Annotated in this window: 11 protein-coding genes; 6 read left to right on the forward strand and 5 right to left on the reverse strand. The window is 72.5% G+C overall.

Annotated features, from left to right (window positions below; all coding sequences use genetic code 11):
- Positions 1-63: 63 nt before the first annotated feature.
- Entirely contained in the window at positions 64-1,410 is a 1,347-nt protein-coding gene (locus VIM26_RS11240; protein ID WP_331951181.1) for an ABC transporter substrate-binding protein, read from the reverse strand.
- A 107-nt stretch (positions 1,411-1,517) separates the two neighbouring features.
- Here VIM26_RS11240 and VIM26_RS11245 point away from each other — a divergent pair, with 107 nt between their 5' ends.
- Entirely contained in the window at positions 1,518-2,567 is a 1,050-nt protein-coding gene (locus VIM26_RS11245; RefSeq protein ID WP_331951161.1) for a LacI family DNA-binding transcriptional regulator, read from the forward strand.
- A gap of 382 nt (positions 2,568-2,949) precedes the next feature.
- Here VIM26_RS11245 and glp read toward each other — a convergent pair whose 3' ends face one another.
- From glp to ppdK, 3 genes are all read right to left on the reverse strand, one after another.
- A complete protein-coding gene (glp, locus tag VIM26_RS11250; RefSeq protein WP_331951163.1) occupies positions 2,950-4,161 on the reverse strand; it encodes a gephyrin-like molybdotransferase Glp in 1,212 nt (403 codons plus the stop codon).
- A gap of 120 nt (positions 4,162-4,281) precedes the next feature.
- A complete protein-coding gene (locus tag VIM26_RS11255) occupies positions 4,282-4,950 on the reverse strand; it encodes a rhomboid-like protein (protein ID WP_331951165.1) in 669 nt (222 codons plus the stop codon).
- Positions 4,951-5,164: 214 nt separating this feature from the next.
- Entirely contained in the window at positions 5,165-7,888 is a 2,724-nt protein-coding gene (ppdK, locus tag VIM26_RS11260; protein ID WP_331951167.1) for a pyruvate, phosphate dikinase, read from the reverse strand.
- A gap of 157 nt (positions 7,889-8,045) precedes the next feature.
- Here ppdK and VIM26_RS11265 point away from each other — a divergent pair, with 157 nt between their 5' ends.
- Positions 8,046-9,440: an MFS transporter gene (locus tag VIM26_RS11265; RefSeq protein WP_331951169.1), complete on the forward strand. Its 1,395-nt coding sequence runs from the start codon at positions 8,046-8,048 to the stop codon at positions 9,438-9,440.
- A gap of 171 nt (positions 9,441-9,611) precedes the next feature.
- On the forward strand, positions 9,612-9,932 hold the full coding sequence (locus VIM26_RS11270; protein WP_331951171.1) for an antibiotic biosynthesis monooxygenase family protein: 321 nt from the start codon (positions 9,612-9,614) through the stop codon (positions 9,930-9,932).
- A gap of 130 nt (positions 9,933-10,062) precedes the next feature.
- Here VIM26_RS11270 and VIM26_RS11275 read toward each other — a convergent pair whose 3' ends face one another.
- The gene (locus VIM26_RS11275) at positions 10,063-10,905 is read right to left on the reverse strand and encodes a UbiA family prenyltransferase (protein WP_331951173.1); all 843 of its coding nucleotides are present in this window, start codon (positions 10,903-10,905) and stop codon (positions 10,063-10,065) included.
- Between the two features lie 91 nt (positions 10,906-10,996).
- Between VIM26_RS11275 and VIM26_RS11280 the strand changes: the two genes are divergently transcribed.
- From VIM26_RS11280 to VIM26_RS11290, 3 genes are all read left to right on the forward strand, one after another.
- The gene (locus VIM26_RS11280) at positions 10,997-12,076 is read left to right on the forward strand and encodes a type III polyketide synthase (protein ID WP_331951175.1); all 1,080 of its coding nucleotides are present in this window, start codon (positions 10,997-10,999) and stop codon (positions 12,074-12,076) included.
- 9 nt (positions 12,077-12,085) lie between these two features.
- Positions 12,086-12,598 (forward strand): isoprenylcysteine carboxyl methyltransferase family protein, encoded by a 513-nt coding sequence (locus tag VIM26_RS11285; protein WP_331951177.1) that lies wholly within the window; start codon positions 12,086-12,088, stop codon positions 12,596-12,598.
- Positions 12,595-13,148 (forward strand): NAD(P)/FAD-dependent oxidoreductase (locus tag VIM26_RS11290; RefSeq protein ID WP_331951179.1); only part of this gene is annotated, 554 nt, incomplete at its 3' end. The genes VIM26_RS11285 and VIM26_RS11290, both read left to right, overlap by 4 nt.

Consider the following 13,148-nt stretch of genomic DNA (forward strand, 5'->3'; position numbering starts at 1 on the left):
GGGCGGGCCGCCGGCGGGGTCGGCTCGCGCGTCGTGTGCAGTGTCATGACGGATCCAGCCCGGCTACTTGACGCGGTCCAGCGCGGTCTGGGCGGCGACGTGCGCCTCGTGCACGGCGGCCTTGACCTTCGCCGGCGAGACGGACCCGTTGGCGAGCGACGGGATCAGCTGGACGGTGACGTTGCTCAGCGCCAGCTGGATCTCGCCCCAGGCGCCGGTGAACGGCGTGGCCACGGAACCCTTCGCCGCGTCGATGAGGGGACTGAGCGCCTTGTCGCCCGCCAGGACCGACTTCGAGGCCTCCGCGTTGGTCGGCAGGTCACCGAAGATCTTGTAGTAGTGCTCCTGCTGCGCAGCGCTCGTCACCTGCTCGATGTACGCCAGCGCGAGGTCCTTGTTCTGGGAGTAGTCCGCGACGACGAGGTTGTCTCCGGACAGGATGCTGGCCGCGGCGACACCGTCCTTCGGCCGGCTGGACTCCCCCGGCGGGATCGTCGGCATCACGGCGTACGCGTAGTCGTCCTTGACGGCCGAGGCGTCCAGCGTGGGCTTCGACGTCGAGCTGGTGATGACCATGAACGCGGACTTCCCGGCGGCGAACTCCGCCAGCGCCTGGCTGTTCTTCCAGCCGACCGCCGCGGGGTCGACGACGTGGTCCTTGACGAGCCAGTCGTAATAGGTCTGGAACGCGTTGACGGTGATCGGGTCGTCGATGGCCGACTTACCCTTGGTGACCAGCGGGTTCCCGGCCTGCTCGGACATCCCCCAGATGATCTTGTACGGGTCGAACGTGTCCGCGTAGGCGGTGCTGATCCCGTACACGCCGCCCTTGGTCAGCCGCTTCGCCTGGTCCCGCAGGCCGTCCCAGCTGTCGGCAGGCTTGTCGATCCCGGCGGCGGCGAGGAGCTTCTTGTTGTAGGCGATGACGAAGGGTCGGCTCGCGGAGGGAACGCCGATCTCGTTCTTCTCGTCCGGGCCGGAGATGCCCAGGGTCGCCGGGACGAACCGGTCCCGGCCGCCGACCTTCTTCCAGTCCGCATCCGTGAGCTTCACGAACGCGTCGGTGGAGTAGGCGGTGGGCGTGAAGGTCGTGCCGAGCCCGTACACGTCGGGCCCCTGGCCGGAGAGCACCGAGGTCTGGATCTTCGTCAGCTCGTCGTTGGCGCTGGCGAACGTCTCGTAGGCGAGGGTCCCGCCGGTCTTCTTCGTGAAGGCCGCGCCCATGTCCGCGAACCACTTCTTCTGCTCGGCGGGATAGGCGGAGTTCGCACCGACGAGCACGTTGATCGTCTTGCCCGTGCCGTCGACCTTCCCGCCCGATCCGGCGCTCTGGTCGTCCGCCGCGCACCCTTGCAGCGTCAGTGCGGCGATCGCCACCCCTGAGATCACGGTGATCGAGGCCCTGGTCATCTTCACGTTGCTCCTCCTTGAGTAACTGACGATGCGTCACCCTAGGAGACGCGGATCACAAACGGCAAACGCTTGCCAAAAATTGCCAAGAGTGATTGCATCGCGGCATGACAGGTGAAGACGGGACGGCCCCGACGGTTTCGAGCACGCCCGCTGCGCGACCGAGGTCCCCGACGATCAACGATGTGGCGCTCAAGGCGGGAGTCGCGGCATCGACGGTCTCGCGTGCCCTGTCCGTCCCCGGGCGGGTCAAGCCGAGCACGCGAGAACACATCGAACGGGTGGCCAGGGAGCTCAACTACGTCCCCAACACGCACGCGCGGGCCCTCATCTCGGGGCGAACCGGCGCCGTGGCCGTGCTCGTCTCGGACATCACGAACCCGTTCTACTTCGACATCATCCGCGGGACGCAGCAGCAGCTGAAGGCCGCCGGCTATACCCAGCTGCTGGTCGACACCGAGGAGTCCGGGGAGCTCGAGGTGGGCACGCTCGCGAAGCTGCAGCGGTCCTGCGACGGCGCCATCCTCACCGCGCCCCGGCTGTCCGACGTCGAGCTCGCCGCCCTGGCGAAGGACATGCCGATCGTCGCCATCAACCGCGCCTCGAAGGGCGTCCCGAGCGTGATGATCGACACCGCGGGGGGCATGAACCAGGCGCTCGAGCACCTCGCGTCGCTCGGTCACACGCGCGTGCTCTACATCGCCGGGCCGCGCAGCTCGTGGTCGAACGAGAAGCGGTGGCGCGCCATGCGGGCCGCCGCCGAGCGGCTCGGGGTGCAGACCGGCCGCACGGCGCCGTTCGTTCCCAAGACGTCGTCGGGCGCGGCGGCCGCCGATGCCCTCCTCAACAGCGGGGCGACCGCGTGCGTCGCGTTCAACGACCTGCTGGCGATCGGGATGCTCGAACGACTTCGCGAGCGGAACATCCGAGTTCCGCGCGACATCAGCATCGTGGGCTGCGACGACATCTTCGGCGCCGACTTCTGCAACCCACCCCTCACGACCCTCGCCGCGCCGATCGAGGAGGCCGGCCGGGTGGCCGTGTCGATGCTGCTCTCCCTGTTCGCCCCCGCGAACGCGCGCGTCCAGCGCCGCTCGGTGGTCCTGCCGACCTACCTCACCGTCCGAGCCTCGACCGGCCCCGCCCCCGCGAGCTGAGTCCGCTTTTGGGAAGGTTCGGCGCGCGTAGCGCACCAATTCTTCCGAAATCTGGGTCACTCATTCGACTGCACCGGGTCGAGGCTCAGGTGGATGGCTCAGGAGAGGTGGGGAGATCCGATCCGGCACGTTCGAGAGCACATCCGCACCCGAACCGGCGATCGCACAGTTGGCTGCCTCTCGCGGAGCGCGAGTTCGCCGGTCTGGCGCGAGTTCGCCATTCTTACGCGAGTTCGCCGGTTCAGACCGGCGAACTCGAATCAAAATGGCGAACTCACCGCGGTTAGGGCGGCTCGAGTTCGCTGCCCCCACGCGGTTTTGGTCGGGATGTGCTCGAATTCCGAGCACATCCCGACCAAAACTGGTCCGCGGGCCGAATGGTTTAGAGGCGCAGGACTCGGACGCGGTCGCCGGGTTGCACGTCTGGCGCGCCGACGGGGATGACGACGAGGCCCTGCGCGGCGGCGAGGCCGGCGACCAGGTGCGAGCCGGATCCGCCGCGCGCCGCGCGCCGGACCAGCCAGCCGTCCTCGCCGAGCTCGAGGGTGACCGGCATGTATTGGGTGCGATGAGGCGGCGGGCGCCAGCCGTCGACGACGATGCCGGTCAGCTCGAACCGGCCGAGATCGCTCAGTCCGCGCATCCGCCGCAGGACCGGACGCACGAACACCTCGAACGACACGAAGGCGCTGACCGGGTTGCCGGGCAGCGCGAACACGGGGGTCCCGTCCGCGAGGGTTCCGAGCCCCTGCGGCTTGCCCGGCTGCATCGCGACCTGCACGAACGCCATGCCGGGTTCGGCCGCCAGCACCTCCTTGACGACGTCGTACGCGCCCATGCTGACCCCGCCGGAGGTCACGATCGCATCGACGCGCCCCTGCTGGGACTCCAGCGCGCGGCGCAACGCGGCGGCGTCGTCGGGCACAGCCCCGATCCGCACCGGATCGCCGCCCGCGGCGAGCACGGCGGCCGCGAGCAGGTAGGAGTTGGAGTCCGGGATCTGTCCGCGGCGCAGGGGCTCCCCCGGCGGCACGAGCTCGCTCCCGGTGGACAGCACGGCGACCCGCGGCCGGCGGTGCACGAGCAGGGTCGCGACCCCGACCGAGGCGGCGGCGGCGATCTGCTGCGGGCCGAGCTCGGTGCCGGCGGCGAGCACGAGGTCGCCGGGCTGCGCGTCCTCCCCGGCGCGGCGCACGTGGGTGCCGGGAGCGGCCGGCCGCTCGATGAGCACCTCGTCGAGGCCGGCGTCGGTGTGCTCGACCGGCACGACGGCGTCGGCCCCCGGCGGCAGCGGTGCGCCGGTCATGATCCGGGCGGTGGTCCCCGGCCAGACCTCGGGCTCCTCCGCGCTGCCCGCGGCGAGGTCGGCCAGCACCGTGAGGGTGACCGGAGTGGCCGCCGACGCCGCGGCGACGTCGGCCGCGCGCACCGCGTAGCCGTCCATCGCGGAGTTGTCGAAGCGCGGCAGGGCTGTGCTCGACGTGATGTCCTGCGCGAGCACCAGGCCGAGCGCCTCATCGAGCGAGACCTCGTGGGTCGCCAGCGGCTGGGCCAGCGCCAGGGCCGCGGCCAGGTGCTCCTCGATCGTGCGCATCGGACTCCTCACCGGGTTCGACCCCGGTCACCTTCGGCCCGGATCGCGGGGCGGTGAGTCCGCACCCGCCCGATCGGCGGGCGCGGGGAACGTTACCGGTGCGCCGTGCGAATCTCCGCGCTAGCGCTCGACGGCGGCCAGGGATCCCGCCTGCCGGACCGGCTGATCGACCGCTCTCGCCCCCCGGGCGACGAGAAGTGCCACGGCCAGCCCGATCACCCAGGCAACGACGTGTCCCAGACCGGTGAAGTTGCGCAGCACGAGGCCCTGCCCGACGACGACGGCCAGGCTGGCGAGCAGGTACCGGCGTCGCCAGGTGCGCGGCACGCGTGCGACCAGCACGCCGGCCACCGTGGCGAGCCCGTAGCTGATCCCGACGTCGGGCCCGACGGCGACGTCGAAGTCGATCAGTCCGCGGGTCAGCGAGGTGACCTGCATCGTGGCCACCACGAGGGTCGCCCCGACGTGTCCGAGCACCACGACGGCGATCAGGCCCGCGCGCCCCAGCCACCGCTGGAGCACTCCGAAGGCGACCACCATCGGCGCGACGAGCCACGACCCGGATATCGGGTAGATGACGAACGGGCTCGCGAACAGCACCGAGAGCGGGCGCTCGCGGAGGTTCACCAGGTTCGTGCTGCTGTGGTTGACGATCCGGTGCGCCACTTCCGGCGGCGCGATCGCGAGCGCAACGCCGATCCCGACGACGGCGGCGCCGTAGCAGACTGCGACATCGCGACCCAGCCAGAGTTCGCGCGCGTGATGACGTATCCGGTCGGTTACCTGCACGGGTACCACCTTGCAGGGGTCACCTGTGAATCGCATCAGGCACCCGCGGTCACTCGTGGCTGCGCGCCTACCGCAAGCGCGGTACGCCCCGCGCAACCGGCCCGCAGAGCGCCCGAGCGAGTACCGGCCGATCTCCGCGTAGTCGCTCATGCCCGCGATGTTCTCACCTCCGGCGCTCCAACCTCCCGCGCTGCCACCTCCGGCCGTCCCCCGCTCAGCGCGAGTCCACACCCGCGCGCGTCGACGTCGAGGCGACCTGCGCCCGCCCCGCCTCGAGGCGTGCGATCGGTACCCGGAACGGCGAGCACGAGACGTAGTCGAGGCCGCAGTCGTGGAAGAACCGGATCGACTGCGGGTCCCCGCCGTGCTCACCGCAGACCCCCATTGGCAACCCCGGCCGCGCCGCACGGCCCTCCTCGACCGCGATCCGCACCAGGCGCCCGACGCCCCGGGTGTCCACGGTCTCGAACGGGGAGTCGGTGAGCACGCCGAGCGACGTGTACTCGTCGAAGAACGCCCCCTCGACGTCGTCCCGCGAGAAGCCCCACGTCGTCTGGGTCAGGTCGTTGGTGCCGAACGAGAAGAAGTCGGCGGCCTCCGCGATGCGACCCGCGGTCAGGGCCGCGCGCGGCAGCTCGATCATCGTGCCGATCGGGATGTCGAGGGTCGCCCCCGTCCGCATGGCGACGGTGGCGACGATGTGCTCGGCCTGGTCGCGCACCAGGTGCAGCTCCATCACCGAGGCGACCAGCGGCACCATGATCTCGGCCTGCGGGTGCCCGCCGGCGGCGATCCGGGCCGCGACGGCCTCGGCCACCGCGCGCACCTGGAGGGCGAACAGGCCCGGCACCAGCAGGCCGAGCCGGACCCCGCGCAGCCCGAGCATCGGGTTGGCCTCCCGCATTCGCTCGACCGCCGCGAGCAGCGCGACGTCGTGCGCGTCCTCCTCACCGCGGGCCCGCGCGAGGGCGACCCGGACGGCCAGCTCGACGTGGTCGGGCAGGAACTCGTGCAGCGGCGGGTCGAGCAGCCGGATGGTGCACGGCAGGCCGTCCATCACCTCGAGCAGCTCGATGAAGTCGGCGCGCTGCAACGGCAGCAGCGCGTCCAGGGCGTCCTGGCTGGCGCGCTCGTCGGCGGCGAGGATCACCCGCTCGATCAGCACGCGGCGCTCCCCCAGGAACATGTGCTCGGTGCGGCACAGCCCGATGCCCTGCGCGGCGAGGGAGCGCGCCCGGCGCGCGTCCGCGGCCGTGTCGGCGTTCGCCCGGACCTGCAGCCGGCGCACGCTGTCCGCGTGGGTGAGGATCCGGTCCACCGCCCGGACCAGGTCGGCGACGCCGGTGTCCTCCCCCGCGGCCGCCACCGCGGCGTCCAGCCCGTCCTCGAGGTAGCGCACGACCGGGGAGGGCATGACGGGCACGTCGCCCAGGAACACCTCGCCCGTGCCGCCGTCGATCGCGATGACCTCGCCCTCGGCGACGGTGCGCTCCCCCACCCGGAACGCCCGCCCCTCGAGGTCGACCTCGATGGCCTCGGCGCCCACGACGCACGTCGTGCCCATCCCGCGGGCGACCACGGCGGCGTGCGAGGTCTTCCCGCCGCGCGAGGTGAGCACGCCGACCGAGGCGATCATGCCGCCGAGGTCGTCGGGGTTCGTCTCGCGGCGGACCAGGATCACGTCCTTGCCCTCGGCCTGCCAGCGCTGCGCCGTCGCGGAGTCGAAGACCGCCAGCCCGACGGCGGCCCCGGGCGAGGCTGCCATCCCCGTCGCGAGCAGCATCCGCTCGGACCGGGAGTCGAACTGGGGGAACATCAGCTTGCCCAGCTGGGCGCCGCTCACCCGCTCGAGGGCCTCGTCCATCGTGATCAGGTGCTCGTCGACGAGCTGGGTCGCGATGCGGAACGCCGCGGCCGCGGTCCGCTTGCCGACTCGGGTCTGCAGCATCCAGAGCTTGCCGCGCTCGACGGTGAACTCGATGTCGCACAGGTCCCGGTAGTGCGTCTCGAGCTGGCGCATCGCGCGCGTCAGCTCGCCGTACGCGCCCGGGTCGAGCTCGGCGAAGTCGGCGAGCGAGAGGGTATTCCGGATGCCCGCGACGACGTCCTCGCCCTGCGCGTTGGGCAGGTAGTCGCCGTAGATCCCCGGCACCCCGGTGGACGGGTCCCGGGTGAACGCGACGCCCGTGCCCGACGTCGTGCCGAGGTTGCCGAACACCATCGTGACCACGTTGACCGCGGTGCCCAGATCGTGCGGGATGCGTTCGCGACGCCGGTACACGCGGGCCCGTTCGGTGTTCCACGACTCGAAGACGGACACGATCGCCAGGTCGAGCTGTTCGCGCGGGTGCTGGGGGAACTCGCGCCCGGACTGCTCGAGCACGATCGCCTTGAACCGCCCGACGAGCGCCTGCAGGTCGCCCGCGCTGAGGTCGGCGTCGCTCGCGACCCCGCGCGCGGCCTTTGCCTTGTCGAGCGCATCGGCGAACAGGTCGCCGTCGACCCCGAGCACCGTCTTGCCGAACATCTGGATGAGGCGGCGGTAGGAGTCCCACGCGAAGCGCTCGTCCTGCGAGAACTCGGCCAGGCCCTGCACGGAGGCGTCGTTCAGGCCGACGTTCAGGACGGTGTCCATCATCCCGGGCATGGAGAACTTCGCCCCCGAGCGCACGGAGACCAGCAGCGGCTCGTGGAAGTCCCCCAGGCGCCGCCCGACGGCGTCCTCCAGGCGCCGCAACGCCATGGTCACCTCGACGCGCAGCTCGGGCGGGACCTCCCCGCTCGCCAGGTAGGACCGGCAGGCGTCGGTCGTGATCGTGAACCCGGGCGGCACCGGCAGGCCCAGGCGCGTCATCTCCGCGAGATTCGCGCCCTTGCCGCCGAGCAGGTCCGCCTGGTCCTTGTTGCCAGCGCTGAAGTCGAACACGTAGCCGGCCATCGCGCGCCTCCCCGTCCGCAGCGGGCCGGACGCCGTCGTCGGGCCCCGTCGCCTTCGAGTCTGCTCGCGCCCGGCGCGGGTCACAATCGCTGGGCATCGGGTCGACCGGGACCTGTGGCCGCCGGAACCCGCCCCGGACGTGGCAGCATCATCGGACGTGACGACGAAAACGACCCCCGGGGCCGACCGCGCGACCCGTACCACCCGCCTGGACGCCCTGCCGTTCACGCGCGAGCACCTGCGGCTGCTGTTCGGCTCGGGTGCGGGCTGGGCGTTCGACGCGATGGACGTCGGGCTGATCTCGTTCGTGCTCGCCCAGCTCGCCCAGACCTGGCAGGCCTCCCCCACCGAGCTGTCCTGGATCGCGTCGGCGGGCTTCGTCGGCATGGCGATCGGCGCGGGCCTCGGTGGCCTGCTCGCGGACCGGATCGGTCGCCGCCAGGTCTTCGCGCTCACGCTGCTCGTCTACGGGCTCGCGACCGGTGCCTCCGCGCTGTCGTGGTCGATCGGTTCGCTGATCGCGTGGCGGTTCGTCGTCGGCCTCGGGCTGGGCGCCGAGCTGCCGGTCGCCTCGACCCTGGTGAGTGAGTTCGCGCCGCCGCGGATCCGCGGCCGGGTCGTGGTGGCGCTCGAGGCGTTCTGGGCGCTCGGCTGGACGGTCGCCGCGGTGGTCGGGTACCTCGTGGTGCCGACCGGCGACAACGGCTGGCGGTGGGCGCTGGCACTCGGCGCGCTGCCCGCCCTGTACGCGGTCGTCGTGCGGCGCGGGCTACCCGAGTCGGTCCGTTTCCTCGACGCGCGCGGGCGCCACGGTCAGGCGGAGGCGACCGTCCGGCGGTTCGAACTCTCCGCGGGGATGCGGACGGAGGAGGACCTGCCCCCGGCCGACGACGTCCTCGGTGGCGCCGGCGGGCTCCGGCTCGACCACCCGGACGACGCCGTCGCCCCGCGCCCGGCGCCGCGCGTGCGCGACCTGCTCTCGTCCGACCTGCGCGGGCGCACCCTCACCCTGTGGCTGGTCTGGCTCGCGGTGAACTTCGCGTACTACGGCGCCTTCATCTGGCTGCCGACCCTGCTGCTCGCGTCCGGGATGTCGCTGGTGCACTCGTTCGGGTTCACGCTCGTCATCACCCTCGCCCAGCTCCCCGGGTACGCGGTCTCCGCCTTGCTCGTCGAACGCTGGGGCCGGCGCCCCACGCTGGCCGTCTTCCTGCTCGGCGCGGCGCTGGCGGCCGGGTTGTTCGCGACCGCCGACGGCGGCGCGGCGCTCCTCGGTGCCGGCATGCTGCTGTCCTTCTTCAACCTCGGTGCCTGGGGCGCTCTCTACGCGATCACCCCCGAGCTCTACCCCACCCGGCTGCGCGGCACCGGTTCGGGCTGGGCCGCCGGGGTGGGGCGGATCGCGTCGATCGCGGCGCCGCTGCTGGTGCCGCCCCTGCGCGGGGTCGGCGGCACGACACTGCTGTTCACGGTGTTCGCCGTGGTGTTCGTCGTCGCGGCGCTCGGTGCCCTGCGCCTGCCCGAGCGGCGCGGCCAGGTCCTCGAGGACTGACCGCCGAGGAGCCCTCCGCGAGTGCGCGATTTTGGCTGTTGAAAGCTCGGTTTCAACAGCCAAAACGGCGCACTCGCGTTTGTGGCTGACGACAGATCGGACGTCACCCGTAGGTTGGGTGGGCACGTCACCTGCACGATCCGTTCCACGCTCCATGAGAGGCACCACCCGATGACGGTCATCAAGATCAACGCAATCACCGTGCCGGCCGACGGCGACGACGAGCTGGCTCGCCGGTTCGCCGCACGTGCCGGTGCGGTCGACAACCAGCCGGGCTTCGAGGGTTTCGAGCTGCTCAAGCCGACCGACGAGCGCACGACCTGGCTGGTCCTCACCCGCTGGGCCGACGACGAGTCGTTCCAGGCATGGGCGAGCTCGCCGGCGTTCGGGCACGGGCACCGCAGCGAGGCCGCCGATCAGGTCCCGGCGCCGCGGGTCGCGATGAGCAGCGAGCTGTGGTCGTACGAGATCGCCGGCGGATCGACGCGCTGACCAACTCCCCACCGGACCTACTACCTCGCGGCTCCGACGCGGGCCGCAGCGCCATCTGCCCGACCGGCAGGCGCGGGCCGTCGCGGAGCTCGCGGGGAGAGGTCGTCGTCGTGGCCCGTCTTCCGAGCGCCTACCAGACGAGCAGCGGCCCCACCCGCACCAGCAGCACGACGTCCACCGCCGCGACGGCGATCGTCAGGTAGAACGGCAGCCGGCTGTGCTGGCGGGTGAGCGCGATCATCGCCCCGCTCGCCGCGATCGCGCCCGCGACGACGAGCCCCGCCCACGCCCCCTCGATCGGGCGGCCCACCGGACCGAGCACGATGAGCGCGGTCGCGCCGAGCAGCGCGGCGGGCGCGAGCAGGCTCGCACGCGTGCGGCCGAGGCGGTGCGCCAGCCCGCGCACCCCGGTCGTCCGGTCGTCCTCGAGGTCGGGCAGCACGTTGGCGAGGTGCGCGCCGACGCCGAGCAGCCCCGCCGCGGCGATCGCCCAGCCGGCGGGCCACGGGTGTCCGGGCAGGGCGAGCGCGACGAAGGCCGGCAGCAGCCCGAAGGAGAGCGCGTACGGCGCCCAGGACCAGCTCGTGCTCTTGAGCCGGACGTTGTACGCCCACGCCGCGGCGACGGCGAGCAGGTGAACGCCCCCGGCGCGCCACCCGGTGGCGAGCGACAACGGGACGCAGAGCGCCGCCGCGACGAACGCGGCGGTGCGCACGGCGCGAGCCCCGATCAGGCCGGCCACGATGGGCTTGCTACGGCGGTCGATCGCGAGGTCGCGCTCGGCGTCGATCCAGTCGTTGGACCAGCCGACCGACAGCTGGCCGGTCAGCACCGCGGACGCCATCAGCACCCACAGCCGCGTACCCGCGCCGAGCCCGATCGCCAGGGCCGCGGTCAGGGACGTGACGGCCAGCGTGGGGCCGAGATGGCACGACAGCGCCAGCCCTCGGATCCTGCGCCCCGCCTGTCGCACCGCTGCTCCGCCCCGCTTTCGTGGTCCCTGCGCGACCGTACCAAGGGCGCCCGGGCGAGTCGCCCGCCGTCGTCCATGGCACGATGCCGGAATGTCGCGCATCGCAGCGGTCGCCCCCGTGCTCCCCGAGTTCGCTTACCCGCAGGACGAGATCACCGCCGCCATCGCCCCGCTGCTCACCGCGGACTCCTCCACCAGCCGCGCCGTGCTGAAGCGCCTGCACGCGGCCTGCGGCGTCCGCACCCGCCATCTCGCGATCCCGCTCGATCGCTACCGGGACCTCGACTCCTTCGACACGGCGAACGACCTGTTCATCACCCTCGGCACCGATCTTGCCGAACGCGCGCTGCGGGACGCCCTGAACGCCGCGGGTCTCGCGCCCCGCGACGTCGATTTCATCCTGTTCACGTCGGTGACCGGGATCTCCGCGCCGTCGATCGACGCCCTGCTGGTCGCCCGGCTCGGCATGCGACGGGACGTCAAGCGCGTCCCGGTGTTCGGCCTGGGCTGTGTGGCGGGCGCCGCGGGGATAGCCCGGGTGCACGACTACCTCGCCGGGCACCCGGGCGACGTCGGCGTGCTCGTCTCGGTCGAGCTGTGCTCGCTGACCCTCCAGCACGGCGACGACTCGGTGGCCAACCTCGTCTCGAGCGCGCTGTTCGGCGACGGCGCGACCGCCGTCGTGATGGTCGGCGACGAGCGGGCGGCGGCCATGGGGCCCGTGGGTCCCGACGTCGTGGCGACCCGCAGCTGCCTGTACCCGGACACCGAGGGCGTGCTCGGCTGGGACATCGGCGGCAGCGGCTTCCGCATCGTGCTCTCCGCGAACCTGGCCGACGTCGTCGAGCGTCACCTCGGCGAGGACGTCGCCGACCTGCTCGCCGCGCACGAGCTCAAGATCCGGGACATCCCGACCTGGGTCGCGCACACCGGCGGTCCGCGGATCCTGCAGGCGGCGGCGCGCTCCCTCGACCTGCCCGACGGCGCCCTCGACCTCAGCTGGCGCTCGCTCGAGCGGGTCGGCAACCTGTCCTCCTCCGGGGTGCTGCACGTGCTGGCCGATACGCTCGCGCGCGGCGACCAGCTGCCCGGTGAACCGGGGGTGCTGTTCGCCCAGGGGCCCGGCATCTGCGCCGAGCTGGTCCTGCTGCGCTGGCCCGACGAGGACTAGGAGCGCGAGATGCTCGCCTTCGACCTGCTGATGCTCGCCGTCGTCGCCGAGCGGCTCGCGGAGCTCGTGGTCTCCACCCGGCACGCGCGCTGGGCGCTCGCCCGCGGGGGTGTCGAGACCGGGCGGGGCCACTATCCGACGATGGTCGCGCTGCACGCGGCTCTGCTCGTCGGGTGCGTGGTCGAGGTGCACGCCGCGCACCGCCCGTTCCTCCCGCTGCTCGGTGCGACCGCGCTCGCGGTCGCGGTCGCGATGCAGGGCCTGCGCTGGTGGTGCATCGCCACCCTCGGCACGCAGTGGAGCACCCGGGTGATCGTGGTGCCCGGGCTGGGGCTGGTGCGCCGCGGGCCGTACCGGTGGGTCAACCACCCCAACTACGTCGCGGTGGTTGTCGAGGGGATCGCACTTCCCTTGGTGCACACCGCCTGGGTCACGGCGATCGTCTTCACCGTGCTCAACGCGGTCCTTCTCGCGGGCTTCCGGATCCCCGCTGAGGAGCGTGCCCTGGTCGGGGCGACGTGAGGCCGGACCACGCCGGGCACCTCGACGCGGACGTCCTGGTCGTGGGCGGCGGGCCGGTCGGGCTGGCCGCGGCGATCGAGGCGCGGCTGGCGGGACTCGACGTCGTCGTCGTCGAACCGCGCACGGGGCCGATCGACAAGGCCTGCGGCGAGGGGTTGATGCCGGGGGCGGTCCGCGCTCTCGCCCGGCTCGGTGTGCTGCCCGCCGGGCACGTCCTCGCCGGGATCAGCTATCGCGGTGCGGGACGATCCGTCGACCATCTGTTTCGCACCGGGCCCGGGCTCGGGGTGCGGCGCACGGCTTTGCATGCGGCCCTGGGCGAGCGTGCCACCGAGCTCGGCGTGCGGCGGGTCGAGGGCAGGGTGCGCACGATCGAGCAGGACCGGGACTCGGTCACCGCCGCGGGGATCCGGGCGCGGTGGCTGCTGGGCTGCGACGGCCTGCACTCGACCGTCCGTGAGCTGGCCGGGCTCGCCCGGCCCGAGCCGCGCCGGCCCGCGCGCAGACCCGGAACGGCGGGCGGCCCGCGCGACAGGCGCAGGTACGGCAC

The organism is Pengzhenrongella sp. (assembly GCF_036565025.1).
In the GTDB taxonomy this organism is placed as follows: domain Bacteria; phylum Actinomycetota; class Actinomycetes; order Actinomycetales; family Cellulomonadaceae; genus Pengzhenrongella.

Coding starts and splice junctions, on each gene's coding strand:
- VIM26_RS11270 (WP_331951171.1), top strand. CDS start 9,612: ATGACGGTCATCAAGATCAACGCAATCACCGTGCCGGCCGACGGCGAC.
- glp (WP_331951163.1), bottom strand. CDS start 4,161: ATGCGCACGATCGAGGAGCACCTGGCCGCGGCCCTGGCGCTGGCCCAG.
- VIM26_RS11285 (WP_331951177.1), top strand. CDS start 12,086: ATGCTCGCCTTCGACCTGCTGATGCTCGCCGTCGTCGCCGAGCGGCTC.
- VIM26_RS11240 (WP_331951181.1), bottom strand. CDS start 1,410: ATGACCAGGGCCTCGATCACCGTGATCTCAGGGGTGGCGATCGCCGCA.
- VIM26_RS11280 (WP_331951175.1), top strand. CDS start 10,997: ATGTCGCGCATCGCAGCGGTCGCCCCCGTGCTCCCCGAGTTCGCTTAC.
- ppdK (WP_331951167.1), bottom strand. CDS start 7,888: ATGGCCGGCTACGTGTTCGACTTCAGCGCTGGCAACAAGGACCAGGCG.
- VIM26_RS11245 (WP_331951161.1), top strand. CDS start 1,518: ATGACAGGTGAAGACGGGACGGCCCCGACGGTTTCGAGCACGCCCGCT.